At 62.3% G+C, this 21,456-nt stretch carries 26 protein-coding genes; 23 read left to right on the top strand and 3 right to left on the bottom strand.

The window, feature by feature from the left end:
• Positions 1-20 precede the first annotated feature (20 nt).
• Together AC0JZ8_RS17790 and AC0JZ8_RS17785 are read left to right on the top strand one after the other, a co-directional pair.
• The gene (locus AC0JZ8_RS17790; RefSeq protein WP_471893065.1) at positions 21-1,949 is read left to right on the top strand and encodes a beta strand repeat-containing protein; all 1,929 of its coding nucleotides are present in this window, start codon (positions 21-23) and stop codon (positions 1,947-1,949) included.
• Entirely contained in the window at positions 1,949-2,437 is a 489-nt protein-coding gene (locus AC0JZ8_RS17785; RefSeq protein WP_471893064.1) for a hypothetical protein, read from the top strand. Before AC0JZ8_RS17790 ends, AC0JZ8_RS17785 begins: the two co-directional genes overlap by 1 nt.
• Here the strand turns inward: AC0JZ8_RS17785 and AC0JZ8_RS17780 are convergent.
• Positions 2,434-4,149 (bottom strand): recombinase family protein, encoded by a 1,716-nt coding sequence (locus AC0JZ8_RS17780; protein WP_471893063.1) that lies wholly within the window; start codon positions 4,147-4,149, stop codon positions 2,434-2,436. The two genes, AC0JZ8_RS17785 and AC0JZ8_RS17780, sit on opposite strands and share 4 nt — an antisense overlap.
• Here AC0JZ8_RS17780 and AC0JZ8_RS17775 point away from each other — a divergent pair.
• Positions 4,144-5,082 (top strand): phage terminase large subunit family protein, encoded by a 939-nt coding sequence (locus AC0JZ8_RS17775; protein WP_471893062.1) that lies wholly within the window; start codon positions 4,144-4,146, stop codon positions 5,080-5,082. The genes AC0JZ8_RS17780 and AC0JZ8_RS17775 overlap by 6 nt on opposite strands.
• A gap of 109 nt (positions 5,083-5,191) precedes the next feature.
• Here AC0JZ8_RS17775 and AC0JZ8_RS17770 read toward each other — a convergent pair whose 3' ends face one another.
• Entirely contained in the window at positions 5,192-5,392 is a 201-nt protein-coding gene (locus AC0JZ8_RS17770) for a hypothetical protein (protein WP_062453459.1), read from the bottom strand.
• Between the two features lie 97 nt (positions 5,393-5,489).
• Between AC0JZ8_RS17770 and AC0JZ8_RS17765 the strand changes: the two genes are divergently transcribed.
• The 10 genes from AC0JZ8_RS17765 (at position 5,490) to AC0JZ8_RS17720 (ending at position 11,901) form a co-directional block, all read left to right on the top strand.
• Positions 5,490-6,119, top strand: coding sequence for a hypothetical protein (locus tag AC0JZ8_RS17765; RefSeq protein ID WP_180215423.1), 630 nt, complete (start codon positions 5,490-5,492; stop codon positions 6,117-6,119).
• Positions 6,120-6,178: 59 nt separating this feature from the next.
• Positions 6,179-7,348: a phage portal protein gene (locus tag AC0JZ8_RS17760; RefSeq protein ID WP_471893061.1), complete on the top strand. Its 1,170-nt coding sequence runs from the start codon at positions 6,179-6,181 to the stop codon at positions 7,346-7,348.
• Between the two features lie 60 nt (positions 7,349-7,408).
• Entirely contained in the window at positions 7,409-7,696 is a 288-nt protein-coding gene (locus tag AC0JZ8_RS17755; RefSeq protein WP_184654789.1) for a CopG family ribbon-helix-helix protein, read from the top strand.
• Complete coding sequence (locus AC0JZ8_RS17750; RefSeq protein WP_471893060.1) at positions 7,696-8,004, top strand: type II toxin-antitoxin system RelE/ParE family toxin; 309 nt, start codon at positions 7,696-7,698, stop codon at positions 8,002-8,004. Before AC0JZ8_RS17755 ends, AC0JZ8_RS17750 begins: the two co-directional genes overlap by 1 nt.
• Positions 8,005-8,183: 179 nt before the next feature.
• A complete protein-coding gene (locus AC0JZ8_RS17745; RefSeq protein ID WP_062453454.1) occupies positions 8,184-8,510 on the top strand; it encodes a DUF6107 family protein in 327 nt (108 codons plus the stop codon).
• Between the two features lie 79 nt (positions 8,511-8,589).
• On the top strand, positions 8,590-9,183 hold the full coding sequence (locus AC0JZ8_RS17740) for an HK97 family phage prohead protease (RefSeq protein ID WP_471893059.1): 594 nt from the start codon (positions 8,590-8,592) through the stop codon (positions 9,181-9,183).
• Between the two features lie 16 nt (positions 9,184-9,199).
• Positions 9,200-10,483: a phage major capsid protein gene (locus tag AC0JZ8_RS17735; RefSeq protein WP_471893058.1), complete on the top strand. Its 1,284-nt coding sequence runs from the start codon at positions 9,200-9,202 to the stop codon at positions 10,481-10,483.
• Positions 10,484-10,601: 118 nt separating this feature from the next.
• On the top strand, positions 10,602-11,171 hold the full coding sequence (locus AC0JZ8_RS17730; RefSeq protein WP_471893057.1) for a head-tail connector protein: 570 nt from the start codon (positions 10,602-10,604) through the stop codon (positions 11,169-11,171).
• Positions 11,171-11,503, top strand: coding sequence for a phage head closure protein (locus AC0JZ8_RS17725; protein WP_180215424.1), 333 nt, complete (start codon positions 11,171-11,173; stop codon positions 11,501-11,503). Before AC0JZ8_RS17730 ends, AC0JZ8_RS17725 begins: the two co-directional genes overlap by 1 nt.
• Entirely contained in the window at positions 11,500-11,901 is a 402-nt protein-coding gene (locus AC0JZ8_RS17720; protein WP_174195867.1) for a DUF3168 domain-containing protein, read from the top strand. Before AC0JZ8_RS17725 ends, AC0JZ8_RS17720 begins: the two co-directional genes overlap by 4 nt.
• Here AC0JZ8_RS17720 and AC0JZ8_RS17715 read toward each other — a convergent pair.
• A complete protein-coding gene (locus AC0JZ8_RS17715) occupies positions 11,880-13,106 on the bottom strand; it encodes an MFS transporter (protein WP_471893056.1) in 1,227 nt (408 codons plus the stop codon). The genes AC0JZ8_RS17720 and AC0JZ8_RS17715 overlap by 22 nt on opposite strands.
• Before the next feature lie 110 nt (positions 13,107-13,216).
• Here AC0JZ8_RS17715 and AC0JZ8_RS17710 point away from each other — a divergent pair, with 110 nt between their 5' ends.
• The 10 genes from AC0JZ8_RS17710 (at position 13,217) to AC0JZ8_RS17665 (ending at position 21,410) form a co-directional block, all read left to right on the top strand.
• Positions 13,217-13,624 carry a phage major tail protein, TP901-1 family gene (locus AC0JZ8_RS17710; protein ID WP_062453448.1) on the top strand — a complete coding sequence of 136 codons (408 nt, stop codon included), beginning with the start codon at positions 13,217-13,219 and terminating at the stop codon, positions 13,622-13,624.
• A gap of 20 nt (positions 13,625-13,644) precedes the next feature.
• Positions 13,645-13,995, top strand: coding sequence for a gene transfer agent family protein (locus AC0JZ8_RS17705; protein WP_062453447.1), 351 nt, complete (start codon positions 13,645-13,647; stop codon positions 13,993-13,995).
• A complete protein-coding gene (locus AC0JZ8_RS17700; protein WP_471893055.1) occupies positions 13,995-14,213 on the top strand; it encodes a rcc01693 family protein in 219 nt (72 codons plus the stop codon). Before AC0JZ8_RS17705 ends, AC0JZ8_RS17700 begins: the two co-directional genes overlap by 1 nt.
• Before the next feature lie 44 nt (positions 14,214-14,257).
• The gene (locus AC0JZ8_RS17695) at positions 14,258-14,794 is read left to right on the top strand and encodes a phage tail tape measure protein (RefSeq protein ID WP_471893054.1); all 537 of its coding nucleotides are present in this window, start codon (positions 14,258-14,260) and stop codon (positions 14,792-14,794) included.
• A gap of 9 nt (positions 14,795-14,803) precedes the next feature.
• Positions 14,804-15,442, top strand: a complete 639-nt coding sequence (locus AC0JZ8_RS17690) for a phage distal tail protein, Rcc01695 family (RefSeq protein WP_471893053.1) — start codon at positions 14,804-14,806, stop codon at positions 15,440-15,442.
• Positions 15,439-16,314: a DUF2163 domain-containing protein gene (locus AC0JZ8_RS17685; protein ID WP_471893052.1), complete on the top strand. Its 876-nt coding sequence runs from the start codon at positions 15,439-15,441 to the stop codon at positions 16,312-16,314. Before AC0JZ8_RS17690 ends, AC0JZ8_RS17685 begins: the two co-directional genes overlap by 4 nt.
• Entirely contained in the window at positions 16,311-16,808 is a 498-nt protein-coding gene (locus AC0JZ8_RS17680) for an NlpC/P60 family protein (protein ID WP_471893051.1), read from the top strand. The genes AC0JZ8_RS17685 and AC0JZ8_RS17680 overlap by 4 nt, the downstream gene beginning before the upstream one ends.
• A gap of 94 nt (positions 16,809-16,902) precedes the next feature.
• Positions 16,903-20,700, top strand: coding sequence for a baseplate multidomain protein megatron (locus tag AC0JZ8_RS17675; RefSeq protein WP_471893050.1), 3,798 nt, complete (start codon positions 16,903-16,905; stop codon positions 20,698-20,700).
• A gap of 64 nt (positions 20,701-20,764) precedes the next feature.
• Positions 20,765-20,986 (top strand): hypothetical protein, encoded by a 222-nt coding sequence (locus AC0JZ8_RS17670; protein WP_062453440.1) that lies wholly within the window; start codon positions 20,765-20,767, stop codon positions 20,984-20,986.
• Positions 20,987-21,146: 160 nt separating this feature from the next.
• Positions 21,147-21,410: a hypothetical protein gene (locus AC0JZ8_RS17665; RefSeq protein WP_062579714.1), complete on the top strand. Its 264-nt coding sequence runs from the start codon at positions 21,147-21,149 to the stop codon at positions 21,408-21,410.
• Positions 21,411-21,456 lie beyond the last annotated feature (46 nt).

The raw sequence follows: 21,456 nt of genomic DNA, 5'->3' as shown, positions 1-21,456 counted from the left end.
GAATAATAAGGTGGTGACGAATGGCAGATTTCTCTGCAAGTACATGGAAAGAACAGGATTCGGCCAACACGGCACCGGCACCTAATGGTTTCCCGACTGGCGCTGCGCCAAATACGCTGCATCCAAGTCTTCGAAATCTTGTCGGCGCAAGCGTTCGCTCGTATCGCCGTATCAACGCGTTTTACACATCTACGGGAACGGCCACGGCGCTTGTTCTTACTCCAGAACAGGCAATCACAGCCTATGAAAAGGGTGCTCGCTGGGCATTCTATCCAAATATTGCCAATACCGGCGCAATGACGCTCAACATCAGTTCGCTTGGTGCAAAAAGCATTCTGCGTCGTGACGGCACTGCATTGGTTGCCGGTGATATTGCCGTTGGGCAGTTTACGGAAGTTGTCTATGACGGGTCAGCTTTCCGTGTCGAGTCCGGCGCTGGCGTCAAGTACACAGGCAACGTTACGGCTGGTTCGTTTACTGGCGGCACATTTGCCGGAAATGGGGCTGCGCTTACGAACTTAAATGCATCTGCGCTTGCAAGCGGTGCAATTCCGAATGCTGTTATTACGGGTTCGTATGACGGTATGGACATGCTGACTGCAAACCGAATTCGTTTGCTTGCGACAAATGACGCATCGAACGTATCGACAGCACACGCGTTTCAAGTCGGTCCAGATACCGGCACAAACCTAATTATCGACAACAACGAGATCATCGTTCGAACAGCTGGCGTCGGCGCTACGCTTTACATTCCGTTCGGTCTTGGTGTTGACGAAACCTCGAAGGTTGTTCGCAATAACGTCGAATACTGGCACCCATTGAATGATGGTCCCGGCACTGGTTTGGATGCTGATACCGTCGATGGCTACGAAGTTGCTCGTCTGTTTCGTGATAACGCATCGTTCTCGACAACGGGCAATCTCACCATGTCGAATAGTGCTCCCGAAATCGTAATGACGGACACGACTGCTGGTTCTTACAATACGAAGATGGCGGTCAACGCCAACAACGTTTATTTCCAGAAGCAGGCCGATGGTGTGACTACATGGACAACGTTCATGCAGTTCGAAATGGACACGACGAACGCTTACATCAATGGCGCTCAAGTTCTAACCAACGACAATTTCACAACCAACTATGTGAACGGTCGAATTGGTTACGTTCCAGCGAACTCCACGAACAGCATTGTTGCTGGAAATGGTATGTCGGGTGGCGGCACATATGCGGCATCTCGCACGCTAACGCTTGGCACTCCCGGCACGGTTACAAACACAAGCACGAACAGTGTTTCGGCCACATCACACACTCACGAAATTTCGCTTACATCAGCTGATATCAACGGCTTCCTTGGCTATACCGCTGCAAACGCCGCGAACAGCATTGTGGCCGGAAATGGTATGTCGGGTGGCGGCACAATTGGCGCCTCACGCACTCTCACACTTGGCACTCCGGGTGGCTTGACTGGCTCGACAACGAACGCTGTATCGACAACCAGCCACACACACTCGATCTCGCTGAACACTGCGGATATCGAAGGCTTCCTCAATTATGTCCCGGCTCGCAACACAACCAGCGTTGCAGCGGGCGATGGTCTTACTGGTGGCGGCACATTAGGTGCAAACCGTACGATCACGATGGGCACGCCATCCAGCATTACAAACTCAACCAGCAACAGCGTTTCGGGAACGTCACACACTCACGCATTGTCATTCACGGCTGCGGAAGTGTCGGGCAGTTCATCGAACACAGAGACGAACCTACCAATCGGCAGTTTTGTTGCCGTCTCAACAGGTGGTCAGGTTGTGAGACGCAGTTTGGCATCCGTCTATATCGATAACGGCAACACCTACAACTACACGCTCAACACTGGCGGCGCTCAATTGTCAGGTGGTTGGAGATCATGCGGACGCACTTCAAGTGACATTTATTTGTACCAAAGGACTAGTTAATGGACGATATTGCAGGAAAGATTGAAGTCGTAGCAGGCGAATATATCCCAACCACATTGATCAGTGTCGATGAGGTTCACGCTACAAACTTTGCGGATCACTATCAGTGCTTGATTACGATCAACACCAATTATGGTGTGCAGCAGATCATGTACGCATCCAACCCAACCGATCCGTATGGTTTGGGACCGGCAGTGAGGCAGTGGCTCGTTGATAATGAAGGATCATATATCATCCATCCATATGTTCCAGCACCGCCGATGCCGTACACGTATCAGGTGGCAACACTGTGGGAACGTTTGACGGATGACGAAGCGGAAGAGTTTGATGTCACATCAATGACGGCTTCACCGTTGAAGCTTCGCAAGCAATTCCTGCTTGCCGTCACAATGGCCTCGGATAGTGAATTGTTCGCGTGGCTACTTGCGCTGCTTACGAGCCTGTTTGGTGCTGCACGCGCTACAGCATTGCTAGCCCAGACGGCTTAACCAGCCGCCCGGATTTTATCGTGCGCTTGTCTAGCCCGCGTTATAGTGGCTTCGTCGGCATTGTCGGCACGCATGACCTGTTCAATCTCCGCGAATGGTAGGCTCATGCTGTTAAGCGCCATTACGAGTTCGCCTTGGGCATTGAACTGGTAAATGCGGCTGTATCCGGCAACGTAGACGAGGGCATGCTGTGACTGGAAATCGACCTGAACGGCAGTGATGAACTTTAGCAGCGATTGGGAAACCAGTGCACGGCTCTGATAGACAGCGAGATTGTCGTCGCTGTCCCAATTGGCCCGTTCAGTGGCGATCGTTTGGCTGACCCCTTGTAGCGCGTTGGACTGTTCTTCGAGTTGTTGGGCTTGCTTCTGCGCGTCCTTCAAATGGGCTGTTGTGTCCTGTACCGCTCTGCGAATTTCAAACAGGCGCTCTCTTATTTGAACGCGTTCGTCGCGATCATCGGCTAGTTCAGCCATATCCAGCAAGTTTGCTCTGCGCCGTTCCAAATCAGCCAGCGCGTTCTCGTCATTCTCGATGGCGGCCAAAAGCTGATTGCGGCTGGTGTTGTGAGGTACAGCACCACGCAAGGCATCAAGTTGGAACTCGGAAACGTGGTCTAGGATCGCTGCTTCCAAGGCATTGTAGCGAAACATTCTTGAGCCTGCCGCGCATCCAGTGCCGTGGGTTCGTGCTCTCATGCAGCCAAAATAGGAGTGGCGGTTGTTGGTTGAGCCGCCGTAGTACATTTTGAGACGGCCACCACACGAACTGCAAACGGTTGACCTCGCGAACAAGTTTGCGAAGCGTTCGCCCTTTCGGCCAACCAGCGGGTGATCTGGCCGATTGCGTTGGACGCGCCAATACTGTTCTTCCGAGATTACGGCGGGATAGTAGTTGCGGATCGGTTCGCCCATTACAACGCGCTTGCCGTCAATCTCCTCGTAAAGCGTTAGCGTGCCGATACAGGTCTCGTCTTTGATGATCCGCGTTATCGCAGCATCACGCCATTGCTGTTTCGGATTGATGCCGCGACGAAGGACAGGGGTGTTTTCGAGATTGAGAATGCGAGCCGCTTTGTGGGTGCCAACGCCAGATTCGATTAGATCGAAAATCCGTTGAATGGTTGGCCCATGGCTATTGATCTCGTACCGCCATTCGGAACTGTCACCGACACGTATCTGGTCGATCCATCCAGCAATGTTTTTATTGTAGATCGGCTTACCCGCTAACGCATCGATCTTCTTTTTGCGGATTCGATCTTTTGCGCGAAACGACTTTGTGGCGCTTTCTTCGTGGGCGCGGCTCATGATCGTAAGCGAGATTATGAGTTGCGTGAAATCCTTGCCTTCGCTGTAAACGTTGCCGTCGATCAGCGTTACGACCGTCACGCCAGCTTTAAGCAAATTGAGAAGTTGCAACTGGGCATCAATGACTGCTTCGCGAGATAAGCGGTCAAGGCTTTCGACTATTAGGAACGAGCCTTTAGCGACTTCACCGCGTTTGACGAGATCGAGAAAACCGCCGAGTGCGCCAAACTTTACGTGCTTGCCGTGGTAGCCCGATCCAACGTCTTTCAGTTGTTCATCGAGATCTAGTCCGTGCTCGTCAGCGTAGGCTTTTGCCTGTCGCAACTGACGGTTCAAACCATCACCAGCAAACTGTCCAGCCGATGAAATTCGTATGTAGGAGTATGCTTTAGGTTTCGCTTGCATGGCTTTTCCGTCTTGCTGCGCAGTCTAGCGCGTAGGGGTAAACAAAGCGTCAGGGGCAGTGCACACAAAGCCCTGTCGTGGGAGATCGGCAAATGGAAGCATGCGCAGGAAACGTTCGACATGCTGCAGTTCGGCCTGCGGCTGGGACTCGATCCGCGCCAACTGGTGACGACCACGCCGCGACCGGTGCCGGTGCTGAAGCAACTGATTGCCGACCCCGGCACGCGGCTGATCAAGATCTCCACAGCCGGTAACGCCGGCAATCTGGCACCGGGCTTTATCGCGGCGCTGGAGCGACGCTATGGCGGGACGCGGCTCGGGCGCCAGGAACTCGGCGGCGAGCTGATCGAGGATCGCGACGACGCGCTGTGGAAGCGCACCGACCTCGAGGCCTGCGTGACGCGGTTTACCGGGGTTCTGCGGCGAATCGTGGTGGCGGTCGATCCGCCCTCGGGATCCGGTGAAAACTCCTGCTGCGGCATTGTCGTGGCGGGTGTCGAGGCAAGCGAAGGTTCGCCTGGCCGGGCCGTGGTGCTGGCCGATTGTTCGGTGACCGGCCAGACGCCGGGCGGCTGGGCAAAGGCCGTGGTGAAGGCGTATTCGCGGTTTTCGGCCGACCGCGTCGTGGCCGAGGGCAACCAGGGCGGCGACATGGTGCCGGCGATGCTGAAAAGCATCGACGCCAACCTGCCGGTGACGGTGGTGCATGCATCCCGCGGAAAGTTTGCCCGCGCAGAACCGGTCGCAGCCCTCTACGAGCAGGGACGGGTGGTGCATGCGGGACGGTTTGCGGAGCTGGAGGACCAGATGTGCGATTTCGGTCCCAACGGACTGTCATCGGGACGCTCGCCGGACCGGCTGGATGCGCTGGTCTGGGCGTTGACGGCGCTTGTTTTGGACGGCCTGGGCGAGCCGCGCGTCAGGGGGATTTGAGCCTAGGCCCGGTGTGGCGCTTCTGGTGAACCGCGCAACGAAAAGCGGCCCGGACAGGGCCGCTCAAGCGTTCTATATCTGACAGTTGGCTACTGCCAACAGTTGCAATTCAGCTTTTAGCCGGCACAGCCGGAGCGCTGTCGCGCATCTGCTTCCATTCGGATTCCATGCGCTCGAGGACGTGCTGCGGCACCGATTTCGTGGCGGCTGTCTGGGCGGTCTGCTGCATCATCATGATCTCCGGATTGTGCGCTGCACCATCATGGTGGTGCGCCCCTATGAACGTCGCATGGTTGGATTGGTTCCACATCCTTACTCCGAAGTAAATCGTCACTAACAGACTAAAACGATTTAGTTTTTTCTAAACCGATTGAAACCTTCGAACGCGGTAAAGGGGTAGGATTAACATGGGATACGAGCGCAGTTTTTTCTTCGATCACGTGCGCAGGAACCCGTTCAGCGGGCGGTTGGCAAGTGGTCAGGTGGCCGGGTTGGCTGCTGTTTTGGAGGCATGGGAGGCGCGCAACCCCATCGAAGGCCCCGCGGCGCTTGCCTATGCGCTGGCGACCGCGTTTCACGAGACGGCAGCGACGATGCAGCCGGTGCGCGAAACGCTGGCCAAGACCGATCAGCTTGCGGTGGTGCGGCTGGAAAGCGCTTACAGCGCCGGCCGGCTGCGGACGGTGAAGACGCCGTACTGGCGTTACGATGCCGATGGCCGCACCTGGCTGGGGCGCGGGCTCGTGCAACTGACCCACAGGCGCAACTACCAGAAAATGTCGGCGCTGACAGGGATCGATCTGGTCACGGCACCTCACCGCGCCATGGAGATGGATGTGGCAGTAAAAATCCTGATCGAGGGCATGCGGGCCGGCAGTTTCACCGGCCGCAAGCTCGGCGATTATTTCGGCCCTGGGAAATCGGACTGGGTCGGGGCGCGAAAAATCATCAATGGCAATGACCGGGCGGCGCAGGTGGCGGGGTACGCGAAAGCGTTCGCGGCAGCGCTGCGGGACGATGCGGCGATGGCGGCCTGAGGGCTGGTTGAGGGCTGGTTGAGGGTGAAGTGATCCCGGATCGAGTGAAGGATGCGATGATGAGATTTCCATTCCGGCTTCCTGGGCTTTCCCGCATCGCGCCGCCTCAGGAAACCAAGGCGACGTCGGGGCTATCGTCGGGCTTTGCGATCGTATCTGGCGATGGCGCGGCGCACTGGTCCGGGCGGTCCTATGCGGCTCTGGCAAAGGCCGGGTTCATGAAGAACCCGATCGCCTATCGGGCCATGCGGATGGTGGCCGAAGCTGCCGCCGCCGTGCCGTGGCTTGCCTATCGGGGGACGAGCGAGGCAGCCGATCATCCGGCGCTGGCGCTTCTGGCACGTCCGAACGGGCGCCAGAGCGGGCCGGATTTCTTCGAGGCGCTGTACGGGCATCTGCTTTTGTCCGGCAATGCCTATGTGGAGCCGCTGGCGCTTGGCGGCGACCTGCGGGAACTGCATTTGCTGCGGCCGGACCGGGTGAGCGTCGTCGAGGGGCGCGACGGCTGGATTGCGGCCTATGATTATCGCGCCGGGCAGGTGACACGGCGGCTTGCCGTCGATCGTGACGGGCCGGGGCTGCTGCACCTGAAGCTGTTTCACCCGCTCGACGACCATTGTGGCCTGTCGCCGCTGGTGGCGGCTGGCGCAGCGCTCGACCTTTCCAATGCGGCGGCGGGCTGGAACAAGGCGCTGCTCGACAATTCCGCAAGACCGTCCGGCGCGCTGGTCTACCAGCCGAAGGACGGCGGCAATCTTTCCGCGGATCAGTATCAGCGGCTGAAGGACGAACTGGAGGCGGGCTATTCGGGGGCGGTAAATGCCGGCCGGCCGCTGCTTCTGGAAGGCGGGCTGGACTGGAAGGCGATGGGGCTTTCGCCGAAGGACATGGATTTCATCGAGGCGAAGAACGGTGCTGCCCGCGACATTGCGCTGGCGCTCGGCGTGCCGCCAATGCTGATCGGCATTCCCGGTGACAATACCTATGCCAACTACCAGGAGGCCAACCGCGCCCTTTACCGGCTCACGGTGCTGCCGTTGATTGCCCGAACGGCCGCAAGCTTTTCCGCCTGGCTTTCGGATACGCTCGGGGAGGGACTTCGGCTGGAACCGGATCTCGACGGGGTGGCAGGTCTCTCGGCCGAGCGTGAGGCGCTGTGGGCGCGGATCGGTGCTGCAGCCTTCCTGACCGAGGACGAGAAGCGCGAGGCGGTGGGTTATTCGGCGTGATTGCCCGATCGCGGCGCAAGGTGTAATTTGTAATACGGTGTATTACAGATGGAGATCGTCATGGCAGACGCCAACTCTGACAAGAAGGCCGAAAAGCCCGTTCTCTCGGACCCGATCACCTTGCGCGTGCCGCAGGACATTCTCGACGATATCGAGAAGATCGCCGAGACATCCGATCGCAGCAGAAGCTGGGTGATTGTCCGGGCGTTGAAATATTATCTGATGGCGGAGGGGAATGACATCCTGCAGATCCGCAAGGGCGAGGAACAAATTGCGCGCGGCGAATTCGTCGATGCGGAGGAGTTCTTCGCGGAGGTGCTCGACGAGAAGAAGAGCGACGCCGCCTGATGCGGATCAGGCTCTCCAAGGATGCGGCGCTCTTTCTGAGAAGCGAGCAGCGGTATCTGGAGCGTTTCAATCCGCGCGCCGCCGAAGCGGTGCTGCGGCAGTTGCGGGGATCGATGCGGCTCTTGCTGGACTATCCGCAAGCCGGGAGCCCGATTGAGGCGCTGGAAGGAAGGCGCCGTTTCGTGTCCGGCGAATATGTCATCGACTACAGGATGGAGAAGGGGATCATCTCCGTTTCCCACATCCGACACGGCCGACAACTGCCACCCGATCTCTTAGCGGACGGACCGGCAGATGAAGGAAACTGAGAGACTCAACTTCTCAAACCCCTGACTCAACTCGTCAACGCGGTCTCGCAAGTGATTCAGGGGATTGATGAAAACCTGAAGGCCTCATGTGGCGCGTGAAGATGCGCGAGGCCTTGGCGGTTGCGGATGGAGATCCGCTTTCCGGCTGACACTCTCAACATAACCCAGAAAGTTTAACGATGGCTGACCTTGGGCACGATCCGGGAACGCTTGGCGTGTGGGCTGCGCGGACCGCAGGTGCGGTGGCGGGTGCGGGCGTTTCGCTGGTCTATCTCCTGCCGAAAAGCGGGCACGAGGCGGCGAGCCGGTTTCTGACCGGGGTGGCCTGCGGACTGATCTTCGGCGGGCCGGCCGGGCTTTGGCTGATGGCACGGTTGGGGATCAGCGGTGAGCTTCCCGAGCCGGAGACCTTGCTGGCGGGATCGGCTGCCGCCAGCCTTTCGGCCTGGTGGGTGCTGGGCGCGCTGTCGCGCTTAGCCGAGCGATACGGGCGCCGCAGGGAGTAAGGCGCTCCCGACGGCGACGACCTCCTTCCGCCGCGGGCGGATGGGTTCGACAGGTTCAGTGACATTGCAGGAGATCCCGATGCACGCTGACCGCGGGCAATGCCCGCCCATGCGCCCGAATGTGCGCAAATTCGCCAATCTGGAACTGGCCGGCATTGCCGGCGACGGCACGTTTTCCGGTTATGCCAGCGTGTTCGGCGAGGTCGATCTCGGTCGTGACCGGATCGAACGGGGGGCGTTTCTCTCCTCGCTTGTCGAACGCGGCGCAACCGGCGTGCGCATGCTTTACCAGCACGACCCGAACGAGCCGATCGGCGCCTGGAAGACGATCCGCGAGGATGGTCGCGGGCTGTTCGTCGAGGGCGTACTGTCGCCAGGCGTCGCCCGATCGCGGGAAGTGCTGGCGCTGATGAAATCCGGTGCGCTGGACGGGCTCTCGATCGGCTTTCGAACCGTACGGGCCCGCACCGACGCCAAGACGGGGGTGCGGCGCATTCTCGAGGCGGATCTTTGGGAAATCTCCGTCGTGACCTTTCCGATGCTGCCATCGGCACGGGTGTCCGACGTCAAGCATCAGCGCTTCTTTCGCGACCGCGAGACGGAGCTCGTTCGCCAGATGCGGCGGGCGGCGAAGATGATGTGGAGATCGTCGTTCAGGCAGAACAAGGCTTAATGGAGAAGGATAGGACATGATGACGGGACAGGGACAGGGAAGTGGCGCCGTGGCGCCGGAAGTGAAAGCCGTGCCGGAAACGGTGACGGCCGCGCTCGACGAATTCATGGAGGCGTTCGAGGCCTTCAAGGACGTCAACGACCGAAGGCTCGGCGAGATCGAGCAGAAGCTGACTGCCGACGTGGTGACCCGCGACAAGGTGGATCGCATCAACCGCGCCATGGACGACCAGAAACGGGTGCTGGACCAGCTGGCGCTGAAGAAGGCGCGGCTGCCGCTCGGTGGCCGGGGTGGGTATGGCCAGAGTGCCGATCTTTCGCCTGAGGCGATGGAGCACAAGGCGGGGTTCGACGCCTATATCCGTCGCGGCGAGGACAATGGACTGCGCGAGCTGGAGGCGAAGGCGTTCTCCGTTGGGGTCGGCGCCGATGGCGGCTATCTCGTGCCGCCGGAGACCGACACGGAAATCGGCCGCCGCGTGTCCGTCGTGTCGCCGATGCGGGCGCTTTCGACCGTGCGCACCGTCTCGACTTCTGTCCTGAAGAAACCGTTCTCGACGACGGGGCTGACCACCGGCTGGGTTGCGGAAACGGCGGCGCGGCCGCAGACCAATACGCCGCTTCTGGCCGAACTCGCCTTCCCGACCATGGAACTCTACGCCATGCCGGCCGCCACGCAGGCGCTGCTCGACGACGCGGCTGTCGACATGGAGGCCTGGATTGCCGGCGAGGTGGATATCGTGTTTGCCGAGCAGGAGGGCGATGCCTTCGTGCGCGGTGACGGGGTAAACAAGCCGAAGGGTTTTCTCGCCTATACGGCTGTTGCCGATGCGAGCTGGGCCTGGGGCAGTCTTGGCTATATCGCAACCGGTGTTGCCGGCGGCTGGAAGGCGACCAATCCCTCCGACACGCTGATCGAGGTGATCTACGCGCTCAAGGCCGGTCATCGTCAGAACGGCACGTTCATGATGAACCGCAAGGTGCAGGCCGATATCCGCAAGTTCAAGGATGTCGACGGCAACTACCTGTGGCGGCCGCCGGCAAGTGCGGGCCAGGCCGCCTCGCTGATGGGCTTTCCGATCGCAGAAGCCGAGGAAATGCCTGACATTGCCGCAAGCTCGACGTCGCTTGCCTTCGGAGACTTCCGCTCGGGCTATCTCGTGGTCGATCGGGCCGGCGTGCGCATCCTGCGCGATCCGTATTCCGCCAAGCCCTATGTGCTGTTCTACACCACCAAGCGGGTCGGCGGCGGGGTGCAGAATTTCGAGGCGATCAAGCTGGTGCGGTTCGCCGTGAGCTAATCGGCCGGGCGGACTAACGTTTGCCGGAACTACCCGTCATCCGGCCATCCCCACCTTCTTCCCGCAGCGGCGGGGAGAGGATGGGCAGGGCCGGATATCATCTTCGACGAGGATCCCCATGACCTATGCCCAGACCAATCCGCCCCTGGCGGAACCGCTGACGCTTGCCGAGGCAAAGGCGCATCTGCGTCTTGACGGCGCTGATGAGGATGCGCTGATCGGATCGCTGATTGCGACTGCCCGCGAGCATCTGGAGCGTGAGACGGGCCTATGCCTGATGGCGCAGTCCTGGCGGCTCTATCTCGACCGCTGGCCCTGCGACGGCGTGATCCGCATCCTCAAGTCTCCCGTGCAAGCGATTCAGAGCGTTACGATTTACGATGCTGCAGGGAATGCGGTTGATGTGTCGCTTGAAGACCATCTGCTCGACGGCAAGGGGCGACCAGCGCGACTGTGGCTGCGCTCGACGATCGATCCCGGCCAGGTGATGAACGGCATCGAGATCGACTTTTCGGCCGGCTATGGCGAGGCCGGGACCGATGTGCCGGATACGCTGAAGCGGGCGATGTTGATCCATATCGGCCATATGTTCGCCTTCCGCGGCGTGCTGTCGCCCGACCAGCAGCCGGCGGGAATTCCCGATGGCTATGAGCGCCTGATCGCGGCCTTTCGCATGCGGAGGCTGTGATGGTGGTGTTTCTCGACCCCGGCCAGATGACCGCCCGGCTGGAGCTGGAAGATGCGGTTTCCGTATCCGACGGTCAGGGTGGTGCGACCGTAACCTGGCAATCGGTGGCGGCCGTTTGGGCAATGATCGAGCCGGTCTCATTCGTTGTGACCGAAGCGGCAAGTGCCGAGGTGGGCACGGTCAGCCACCGGATCTGGATCCGGTTTCGAAGCGATGTCGCGGCCGGGCAGAGGCTGACCAAGGGCGCGCGGATCTTCCTGCTGAAACTGGTGCGCGACCCTGACGAGACCGGTCGCTATCTGGTCTGCCAATGCGAGGAGCAGGCACTATGACCTCAGCCTCCAATGCATTGATGAAGGCGGTCCATGCGCGGCTGACCGGCGACGCCGCATTGACGGCGCTGGTCGGTCAAGGCGGTGTCCACGACCGGCTGATGCCGAAGCCGAAACTGCCGGCGATCGCCTTTGGGGAGTGGGAGACGCGTGACTATTCGACCGGTACGGAACCGGGCGAGGCGCATAGCCTGACCATCACGGTGTGGTCGCAGGCCGAGGGGCGAAGGCAGGCGCAGGAGATCGCAAGCCGGGTGGACACGCTGCTGCACGATGCGGCGCTGACGCTGGAAGGGTTTGTGCTGGTGAGCCTGTTGCGGACTGGGTCGCGCACCAGGCGTGAGCCGAACACGCGATATCTTCAGGTCGAGCTGCGTTACCGTGCGGTGACTGAGTGAGAGGCCGCCATGCGGTTACTCTGCCGCACGAGATGCATGAGGAAGAGGATGCCGGTAAGCGCCGAGCCGGCCAGAAGGACGGTGACGACGAGAACCGTCAGCGCGCCCGATCGATCGAGCAGTGCTGTGAACACGACGGGGGCGAGCGCATTGGCAAGGTTCTGCGGCATGGACAGCCGTGCGGCCTGGCGGCCATAGTCGCGCGGTGAAAACAGGGCGAGCGGCAGCAGCGCCTTTGCGACCTGCAGGACTGCCGAGCCGATGCCGTAAAGCCCGATGAAGATCCACAGCGTTGCGGTCGACGACGGCAGGACGATGAGGCTGAGAAAGCCGAGGATCATGAAGCTATTGCCGGTCACGGCCGTAATGAACGGATTGCCGCGCTTGCCGAGCAGCATATCGAATGCACGCGCCGAAATGCCGATGACGCCACGCGCTGCGGCAAGCTGCAGGGCAAATTCAGGCGTCGCACCGGATTGCCGCAACAGTTCCAGAAGCGACGGCGACACGCCGTAGGATGCGAAGGAGGCAATGGTGGTGGCGGTGGCGACCAGAAGGAAGGCGAGCTTGCCTTGCCGATTGGTGAAGGCGACCGGGGGCGCATCGACGCCGGCATCGGCGGTGTCCCAGGCGATCGGCTTCGGCAGGGCGAAGAGATAGAGCGGCACGCAGACGAACAGATGCACGAAAGCGCAGACCATCATCGTGGTGCGCCAGCCGATGAGATCGTTTCCGAGACTGAGCAGCGGCCAGAAGATGGTGGCGGAGAGGCCGGTAAACAGCATCAGGATGGTGATGCTGCGACGTCCCTTCGTGCCTTCACGCTCGACCACCGCGGCATAGGCCGGTGCCGAGAGACAAAAGGCGCCGCCGGCACCGAGCAGGATCCACGCGACCGCATAAAGCGGCAGGCCGTTCGAGACGGACAGCACGAGCAGCCCGGCGCAGAAGAATACGGAACCGGCAGCGAGAACCTTGGCCGCCCCGTGGCGCCCGAGCAGCCGGCCGACGAGCGGACCACAAAACGCGCTGGCGAGCATCATCACCGACAATCCGGCAAACACCATTTCGTTGGCTAGGCCGAGATCGGGCGCGATGGAGCGACCGAGAACGCCGAGGCTTTCGAACGTGGTGCCCCAGCCGATGAGTTGCGTGATGGCGAGAACGCCAATGGTCCGGGCAGACCGGAGGGGGGACTTGGTCAATGCGATATCGCGATGGGGAGCGGGCGAGGAAATGTGTCCCGCGGCTGTAGCAGGTCGGCACGCAACCCGAAAGCATCAATACTTCAAAGCGGTTGGAAAAGGATCGGGACATGGTGGCACAGAAGGGCAAGGACCTTCTCCTGAAGGTGGATAATAGCGGAACGTTTCTGACCGTGGCGGGACTGCGCTCCAGGCGGATCGCCTTCAACGCCGAAACGGTCGACATTACCGATGCCGAAAGCAGCGGGCGCTGGCGCGAACTTCTGGGCGGGGCGGGGGTGCAGCGGGCATCGCTGAGCGGTTCGGGCATCTTCAAGGACGGCACGAGCGACGCGCTGGTGCGCAGCACGTTCTTTGCCGGCACGATCCTGTCCTGGCAGATCATCATCCCCAGTTTCGCGACACTGGCGGGTGCGTTCCAGGTGACGGCGCTCGAATATTCCGGCGAGCACAATGGCGAAATCCGGTTCGAGATTGCGCTCGAATCCGCCGGCGTCGTGAGTTTCACAGCATTGTAAGAGCATGAAAGGGGGATTTCATGGGCATGCATGGACGGGCCAACCGCCGACGCGGCGAGGTGGAGGCCGAAATGGACGGCGAGCGGCGCATCCTGTGTCTGACGCTCGGCGCGCTGGCAGAACTGGAAACGGCCTTTGCGGCGAGCGATCTGACGGAGCTCGCGGGACGGTTTTCCTCCGGGCGGATGAAGGCAGCCGACATGATCCGCATCATCGGGGCGGGCCTTCGCGGCGGCGGCAACCTGATTACCGACGACGAGGCGGCGGCGATGAGCGTCGATGGCGGGATCCTGTCCTGTGCGCGGATCGTCGGCGAGTTGCTGAGTGCTGCCTTCGGCACGGATGAGGGCACGTCACCCGCAAACCCCTGATGGCCGCAGCGGGCGGGAAGGCGCAAACGTTTGAGCCTTTTCCATGGGATGCGGCGATGCACGCCGGTCTCTGCCTGCTGCGGCTTTCCGCACCGCAATTCTGGGCGATGACGCCACGGGAACTGTTTGCCGCAACCGGCGGCCTGATCAAACGCGCGACGTCGATCGAGCGAGCCGGGCTGGAGACGCTGATGCGGGCTTTTCCGGATGGGGCGTGATTTTGCGAGCCGGTTGATCTTCGATGTGAACGGGAGCGGATGCGATGGATCCAGATGACGAGACGTTTGGCGCGGCGGTGGCGGGGGCTGAAGCCTTGTCTGGCGTGATGGCGGATCTTGAGGCGCGTTCGGACCGGTTCGGCCGGGCTTTGACCAGTGCACTGAGCACGGCGACGACCGGGGGCAAGGGGCTGGACGATGTGTTGAAAGGGCTCGGCAACCGGCTGGCGGATATTTCGCTAACGGCAGGGCTGAAGCCGCTCGAAAGCCTGCTGGGCAATGCAGTGAGCGGGCTGATCGGGTCTGTGACGCCGTTTGCCGATGGCGGCGTCGTGCGGGCGCCGACTTTCTTTTCGATGGGCGGCGGCACCGGGCTGATGGGCGAGGCGGGTGCCGAGGCGATCCTGCCGCTTCGGCGCGGATCGGACGGCGCGCTCGGCGTGGCGTCAGCTGGCGGCGGCGGGGGAGCGCAGGTGGTGTTCAACGTGACCGCGACGGATGCGGCGAGTTTTCGCAAAAGCGAGGGCCAGATTTCGGCGATGCTGGCACGCAGCGTTTCGCGCGGAAACAGAGGATTGTGAGGGGCAGCGATGAGCGGATTTCATGAGGTGCGCTTTCCCCTGCGGGTGGCGCTTGGCGCTTCCGGCGGGCCTGTGCGCCGGACCGATATCGTCAATCTGTCCAATGGCCGGGAGGCCCGCAACCAGCGCTGGCGGGATTCGCGGCGAAGCTATGAAGCCGGATCCGGGGTGAAATCGGTTGCCGATCTCTATGCGGTTCTGGAGTTCTTCGAGGCACGCGGCGGCCAGCTCTACGGCTTCAGGTTTCGCGATCCGGTCGACTGGAAATCCTGTGGGCCGGGCCAGGCGATCTCGGCAAGCGACCAGCAGATCGGGGTCGGCGATGGGGCGAACTCTGCGTTCTCGCTGACGAAAACCTATGCGGATGCGGCCGGCGGCTGGGAGCGACGGATCACCAAGCCGGTGGCGGGAACGGTGGTCGTGTCGGTCGGCGGCGTGGCGAAGGCAGCGACGTCCTTCACCGTCGATACGACGACCGGCATCGTGACCTTTGCGGAAGGGCAGGTGCCTACGGCCGGCCAGATCGTGCGGGCCGGGTTCGAATTCGACGTGGCCGTGCGCTTCGATACCGACCGGATCGAGATCAATCTGGCGCATTTCGACGCCGGGCGTATCCCGGCCATTCCATTGACGGAGGTGCTGGCATGAGGGCGATCCCGGCGGGTCTTGCCGCCCATCTGATCGGCGAGGCGACCACGATCTGCTATTGCTGGCGGGTGACGCGACGTGACGCGGTGGTGCTTGGGTTTACCGAGCATGACCGCGACCTGGTCTTTGCCGGCACGACATTTCTGGCGGCAAGCGGCTTTGCGGCGAGCGAGGCGGAACAGGCGCTTGGCATGGCCGCCAGCGCGGAAGAGGTGGAGGGCGGCCTCTCGAGCGCTGCAATCGACGAGGCGGATCTTGCAAGCGGGCGCTATGACGGCGCGCGGGTCGAGCTGTTCGTGGTCAACTGGGCGGATCTGGCTCAGCATATGCTGCTCAATATCCGCGAGATCGGCGAAGTCTCGCGATCGGGCGGTGCTTTCAGGGCCGAGTTGCGCAGCCTTGCGCATCGACTGGGCCAGCCGAAGGGCCGGGTCTATGGCAGGCGCTGCGACGCGAGCCTTGGCGATACCAGCTGCCGGGTGAACCTCTCGGCCTGGCGCGGGAATGGCATGGTGGATGCGGTGATCGATCAAAGCCGCATCGTCGTCTCGGGTCTTTCCGGATTTGCAGAGGGATTTTTCGGCCGGGGCATCGCGGAATTTGCAGGCGGGTCGCAGGTGGATATCGAGGTTCACGAGCGACGCGCAGACGGCAAGGCGGTGCTGACATTCTGGTTGCCGCTGGAGCAGGTGGTCGTTCCCGGACAGGCGGTGACGTTGACGGCCGGTTGCGACAAGACGGTCTCGACGTGCGGCGGGAGGTTTGCGAACATCCTCAATTTCCGCGGCTTTCCGCATGTGCCGGGTTCGGATTTTGCCTATTCGTATGTGGATGGCGAGCGGCTGCATGACGGCGGAGCGCTGTTCGAATGAGCGCCGCCGGAGGGCGGATCGTCGCGGTGGCGGAAAGCTGGATCGGCACGCCCTATCGGCATCAGGGCGCAACGCGCGGCATCGGCTGCGATTGCATAGGCCTGATCCGCGGCATCTGGCGGGAGCTTTACGGCGAGGAGCCGGAACCGGTGGGTCCTTATGCGCCCGACTGGGCGGAACGGGGCGGCGAGGACCGGATGGCGGAGGCTGGCATCCGGCTGTTTGGACCGTCATTTGGCGTCGTGCAGATGCAGCCGGGCGATCTGCTGCTGTTTCGTTGGCGACCGGACACGATGATGAAGCATGCGGGCATTCTGGCCGGGCCGTCCCATTTCATTCATGCCTACGAGCAGATGGCGGTGACACGCTCGGTTCTGGTGCCCTCCTGGCGCCGCAAAATCGCTGCAGTGCACCGGTTTCCGCCGGCAAGGGATGGCGCGCTCCTCGCGCCAATCGGGGCACGTTCCCTCTCTCCGCGAGCGGGGTTAGAGTGAGGGGCAGCCACGTCCTTTTCTGCCTCCAAAATCTGATAGATCCACAACATGAGCGCGCATCCAGTTCACGGCTGGGGCGGCGTGAGGGGGTTCCATGGCGACGATCCTGTTTCAGGCGGCGGGTGCGGCACTTGGTGGGGTGTTCGGTCCTGTCGGGGCGATCCTTGGGCGGGCGGCGGGGGCGTTGGCGGGGAGCGTGGTTGATCGGGCGTTGATCAACGGGTCCTCGACCGTCTCGGGCGCGAGGCTTGCGACGGCGCGTATTCCGGGGGCCGATGAAGGGGCGGCGGTCAGCCGGGTTTATGGCACCGCGAGGATCGGGGGTACGCTGATCTGGGCGACGCGGTTCGAGGAGGAGGCGACGCGGGAGCGGACCGGCGCCAAGGCGACGGGCGGGTCTCAGACGGAAACGTTTCAGTATTTCGCCAACTTCGCCGTCGGGCTATGCGAGGGACCGATCGCCTGCGTGCGGCGCGTCTGGGCCGATGGCCAGGAAGTGGACCTGACGGCGATCGAGATGCGGGTGCATGTGGGCGACGAGACGCAGTTGCCGGATCCGCTGATCGAGGCGAAGCAGGGGGAAGGAAAGGCGCCGGCCTATCGCGGGCTTGCCTATGTCGTGCTCGACCGGTTGCCGCTGGAAGCGTTCGGCAACCGCATTCCGCTGCTGCAGTTCGAGGTGGTGCGGCCGGTGGGGACACTGGAGCGGCAGATCCGGGCGGTGACGATTATTCCCGGCGCGACCGAGCATGGCTATCACACGGTTCAGGTGACCGAGAAGACGGCGGAAGGCAGCGCCCGCATTCTCAACCGCAACACGATGGTGGCAACGACCGACTGGCAGGCATCGCTCGACGAACTGCAGGCGCTCTGCCCCGATCTTGAGAGCGTGGCGCTGGTCGTCGCCTGGTTCGGGACGGATCTGCGCGCGGGCCAATGCCGCATTCTGCCGGGTGTCGAGGTGGAGACACGGCGCGACGAAAGCACCGTATGGTCGGTTGCCGGGGTGGTGAGGAGCGCGGCGCACCGCGTCAGTTCGTCGGGAGGCGGGCCGGCCTATGGCGGCACGCCTGGGGATGCAAGCGTGCTCGCGGCGATTGCCGATCTCAAGGCGCGCGGGCTGAAGGTGTTTCTCTATCCGTTCGTGATGATGGACATCGCGCCGGGTAATGGTCTGGCCGATCCCTATGGCCAGGCGGAGCAGGCAAGCTACCCGTGGCGCGGGCGGATTACCTGTCACCCTGCACCGGGACTGGCGGGGAGTGCCGACAGGACGTCGGTTGCGAGGACGCAGGTCGAGGCTTTTGCCAACGGGGCGGACGGCTATCGGCGGATGGTGCTGCATTATGCCGAGCTCGCCAATACGGCCGGTGGCGTCGAGGGGCTGGTGATCGGATCGGAACTGCGGGGGCTGACGCAGATCCGCGATCAGACCGGTGCGTTTCCGTTCGTCGAGGCGCTGGTGACGCTGGCATCGGATTTGCGGGCGCTTGTCGGACCGACGACGGCGCTGACCTATGGCGCGGACTGGAGCGAATATTTCGGCTACCACCCGCAGGACGGTTCCGGCGATGTGTTGTTCCATCTCGATCCGCTCTGGGCGTCGCCTCATATCGATGCGGTCGGGATCGACAATTACATGCCGCTCTCCGACTGGCGCGACGAGGATCTGGCAGCGGCAAATCCGGATGGGTTCCGGTCCTGCGACGACCGGGCGGCGATGGCGGCGCAGATTGCGGCGGGCGAAGGGTTCGACTGGTATTACGCAAGCGAGGCCGACCGGGCGACCCGGCTGCGCTCGCCGATCACCGACGGGCTGGCGGGTAAGCCCTGGGTGTTTCGCGCCAAGGATCTCCAGGGGTGGTGGGACAACCGACACTATAACCGGGTGGGCGGCGTGGAGAGTGCGGCGTCGACAGCCTGGTTGCCGGGGATGAAGCCGATCTGGTTTACCGAACTGGGTTGCCCGGCTGTCGACAAGGGCGCCAACCAGCCGAATGTGTTTGTCGATCCGAAATCGGTGGAAAGCAGCCTGCCGTATTTCTCGTCCGGCGGGCGATCCGACAGCCAGCAGCGACGGTTTCTCGAAGCGCATCATGGCTGGTGGCAGGGCGAGGCGGCACCCGCCGGCATGGTCGATCCGGATCATGTGTTCGTCTGGACATGGGATGCGCGGCCGTCTCCGGCCTTTCCCGACGACCTGACGATCTGGAGCGACGGCGAGAACTGGCGCACGGGGCATTGGCTGAACGGCAGGCTGGGCGGAACGACGCTTGCCGACGCGATCGCGGCGATCCTGACCGATCACGGTTTTGACGATTTCGACGTGTCCGGCGTGACCGGCGATCTGACCGGCTATGTGCAGGCTGATGTTACCTCGGCGCGCTCGCTGCTGGAGCCTCTGTTGAGTGTGTTCCAGATCGACGTCAGCGAGGATGCCGGGCTGTTGCGATTCCGCTCGAGGCAGGGTGCGAGCCTTGCCGCGCGCGAGATCGGGATCGTGGCGGAGGTCGAAGGCGAACCCCTCTGGTCGGAAAGCCGGGGCCACGACAGCGACTTCCCGGCGCAAGCGGTGTTGGGCTTCTACAATCCGGTTCTGGACTACGAGCAGGCGAGCGCACGGTCGCGCCGCGCTACGGCCGAAAGCGAGCGTGTGGCAAGCTACGACCTGCCGGCGACGCTTGGCGAGGAGGCGGCGCTCGGGGCGGTGGAATCGGTGCTGCGAGCGCAGCGCGTGGCACGGCGCTCGATCTCCTTCACGCTGCCGCCGCAGGATCTGGCGCTCGAGCCCGGCGATGCGGTGCACCTGGCAGATGGTCCCGACGGTATCTTCGTCGTCCAGCGGGTCGAGGACGGGACGGTGCGGCGGATCGAGGCACAGAACCATGCGCCGCTTCCGCCTGGTCGCTATGACGCAGTGACGACGCGGCGTGAGAGCGGTCGTTCGGCGAGCGACGCCTTTGCGCCGGTCCTCCATTTTCTCGACCTGCCGCGGCTGACCTCGTCCGATGAGGCAGGGTTTGCGGCGGTGGCAGCCTATTGCAGGCCCTGGCGGCGGATCGCGGTTTCGTCTTCGGCAACGACCGATGGATATCGCCGGCGGGTGACGGTCGATCGCCCAGCAAGGCTCGGCTTGCTGGTTTCGGCGCTCGATCCCGGTGTAACGGGACGGTTCGACCGCTCAAAAGTGCTCGATCTCGACCTTTATTTCGGCGGTCTCTCGTCGGCGCAGGCGCTGGCGGTGTTGAGCAGCGACAACCGGCTAGCCATCCGCGCGTCAAACGGCATCTGGGAGATCGTCGGGTTTGCCGAGGCGCAGGAGATCGCGGCGGGGCGATGGCGGCTGTCCGGATTGCTGCGGGGACTGGCGGGAACCGAGGATGCGATGGCGGCCGGGAGCGCTGTCGGTGCGGCCTGCGTGGTGCTGGACGATGCCGTGAAGCCGCTCGGGCTGACCGGTGACGAGCAGGGACGGAGGCTGAATTTCCTGGCCGAAAGCCTGGGCGCCGTCGGAGGCCGATCCGGACCGCATGTGTTTGCCGGTGGAGAAAGGGCGCAGACGCCGCTTTCGCCGGTGCATATCCGCGGTGTCCGGTTGGCCGATGGCGCTGCCCAGTTCCGCTGGATCCGGCGCGGGCGCGTCGATGCCGACGGCTGGGACGGGCGCGATATTCCGCGAGACGAGCCGGACGAAGGCTACCGCGTCGAGATCCTCGGGACCAGTGGCGTCGTGGTGCGGCGGGTGGAGGTCGAGGCTCCGCTGTTCCTTTATCCGGCGAGCGACGAGCTTGCCGATTTCGGCTCTCAGCAGCCGAGCCTCACCCTGAGCATCCGCCAGATCGGGCAAGCCGTGCCGCTCGGCATTGCGGCGCTTGCGACGATCGCGTTCTGACAGCCGAGTTTGAGTGCCAATTTTTGTGTGCCGATTTCTGACAATATCGTGATGGGAGACAGCTATGGACGGGACAAAAGCCTGGTATCAATCGAAGACGATCTGGGGCGCGCTGATTGCCGTTGCCGCCCCGCTTGCGCATGTGGCGGGAGTGGAGATTAACGCTGATGCGCAAGGGGAGCTTGCCGACATTCTGGTCACCTTTGCCGGTGCTTTCGGCGGGTTGCTGGCGCTCTACGGGCGGATCGTCGCGAGCGCGCCGATCCATCCGACGGGCAAGGGATGACGGCGCCACGAGGGTCAGCATTACAGACCATTCATTTGCCATTCAGTTGGTATTGGATACATACTCCATCGAATGCTTTGGACATGATTTCGGGGACGTGATTCAAGACCGTGATCCCGGGGCGTGACACCTGTCGTCTTATGAGTGGAAACCGAAAGCCATGGCGCGACTGCCGATCATTGCGATCATCGCCGCGACAATAGCGGGATTGGCGGCCTTTGTGCCGGCAAACGCGCCGGCGCGCGACTATCTGATCCTGGTTGCAGGCGACTGCGGCACGGCGGCAAACAAGGTATTGCGCGACACGGGAGGTCAGCTTTTGTCCGCCCAGCCATCCTCGGACGGACAGACCTGCATTGTCACCGTGCTGGTGCAGGGCAATGGCGAACGTCCGCGCAAGGTGACGGTCCGGGTTCCCATGTAGGCCGGTTGCCTGTAAACCGGCTTGTAAGCTTCATACCGCGGCGGGG

Source organism: Velazquezella soli (assembly GCF_977018685.1).
Note: the sequence above shows the minus strand (reverse complement) of the source record. Positions and strands in the feature narration are given on the sequence as shown.

Excerpts from the sequence above, each read along its gene's own strand:
- AC0JZ8_RS17790 (WP_471893065.1), top strand. The coding sequence starts at position 21 with ATGGCAGATTTCTCTGCAAGTACATGGAAAGAACAGGATTCGGCCAAC.
- AC0JZ8_RS17785 (WP_471893064.1), top strand. The coding sequence starts at position 1,949 with ATGGACGATATTGCAGGAAAGATTGAAGTCGTAGCAGGCGAATATATC.
- AC0JZ8_RS17780 (WP_471893063.1), bottom strand. The coding sequence starts at position 4,149 with ATGCAAGCGAAACCTAAAGCATACTCCTACATACGAATTTCATCGGCT.
- AC0JZ8_RS17770 (WP_062453459.1), bottom strand. The coding sequence starts at position 5,392 with ATGTGGAACCAATCCAACCATGCGACGTTCATAGGGGCGCACCACCAT.
- AC0JZ8_RS17765 (WP_180215423.1), top strand. The coding sequence starts at position 5,490 with ATGGGATACGAGCGCAGTTTTTTCTTCGATCACGTGCGCAGGAACCCG.
- AC0JZ8_RS17760 (WP_471893061.1), top strand. The coding sequence starts at position 6,179 with ATGAGATTTCCATTCCGGCTTCCTGGGCTTTCCCGCATCGCGCCGCCT.
- AC0JZ8_RS17755 (WP_184654789.1), top strand. The coding sequence starts at position 7,409 with ATGGCAGACGCCAACTCTGACAAGAAGGCCGAAAAGCCCGTTCTCTCG.
- AC0JZ8_RS17750 (WP_471893060.1), top strand. The coding sequence starts at position 7,696 with ATGCGGATCAGGCTCTCCAAGGATGCGGCGCTCTTTCTGAGAAGCGAG.
- AC0JZ8_RS17745 (WP_062453454.1), top strand. The coding sequence starts at position 8,184 with ATGGCTGACCTTGGGCACGATCCGGGAACGCTTGGCGTGTGGGCTGCG.
- AC0JZ8_RS17740 (WP_471893059.1), top strand. The coding sequence starts at position 8,590 with ATGCACGCTGACCGCGGGCAATGCCCGCCCATGCGCCCGAATGTGCGC.
- AC0JZ8_RS17735 (WP_471893058.1), top strand. The coding sequence starts at position 9,200 with ATGATGACGGGACAGGGACAGGGAAGTGGCGCCGTGGCGCCGGAAGTG.
- AC0JZ8_RS17730 (WP_471893057.1), top strand. The coding sequence starts at position 10,602 with ATGACCTATGCCCAGACCAATCCGCCCCTGGCGGAACCGCTGACGCTT.
- AC0JZ8_RS17725 (WP_180215424.1), top strand. The coding sequence starts at position 11,171 with ATGGTGGTGTTTCTCGACCCCGGCCAGATGACCGCCCGGCTGGAGCTG.
- AC0JZ8_RS17720 (WP_174195867.1), top strand. The coding sequence starts at position 11,500 with ATGACCTCAGCCTCCAATGCATTGATGAAGGCGGTCCATGCGCGGCTG.
- AC0JZ8_RS17710 (WP_062453448.1), top strand. The coding sequence starts at position 13,217 with ATGGTGGCACAGAAGGGCAAGGACCTTCTCCTGAAGGTGGATAATAGC.
- AC0JZ8_RS17705 (WP_062453447.1), top strand. The coding sequence starts at position 13,645 with ATGGGCATGCATGGACGGGCCAACCGCCGACGCGGCGAGGTGGAGGCC.
- AC0JZ8_RS17700 (WP_471893055.1), top strand. The coding sequence starts at position 13,995 with ATGGCCGCAGCGGGCGGGAAGGCGCAAACGTTTGAGCCTTTTCCATGG.
- AC0JZ8_RS17695 (WP_471893054.1), top strand. The coding sequence starts at position 14,258 with ATGGATCCAGATGACGAGACGTTTGGCGCGGCGGTGGCGGGGGCTGAA.
- AC0JZ8_RS17690 (WP_471893053.1), top strand. The coding sequence starts at position 14,804 with ATGAGCGGATTTCATGAGGTGCGCTTTCCCCTGCGGGTGGCGCTTGGC.
- AC0JZ8_RS17685 (WP_471893052.1), top strand. The coding sequence starts at position 15,439 with ATGAGGGCGATCCCGGCGGGTCTTGCCGCCCATCTGATCGGCGAGGCG.
- AC0JZ8_RS17680 (WP_471893051.1), top strand. The coding sequence starts at position 16,311 with ATGAGCGCCGCCGGAGGGCGGATCGTCGCGGTGGCGGAAAGCTGGATC.
- AC0JZ8_RS17675 (WP_471893050.1), top strand. The coding sequence starts at position 16,903 with ATGGCGACGATCCTGTTTCAGGCGGCGGGTGCGGCACTTGGTGGGGTG.
- AC0JZ8_RS17670 (WP_062453440.1), top strand. The coding sequence starts at position 20,765 with ATGGACGGGACAAAAGCCTGGTATCAATCGAAGACGATCTGGGGCGCG.
- AC0JZ8_RS17665 (WP_062579714.1), top strand. The coding sequence starts at position 21,147 with ATGGCGCGACTGCCGATCATTGCGATCATCGCCGCGACAATAGCGGGA.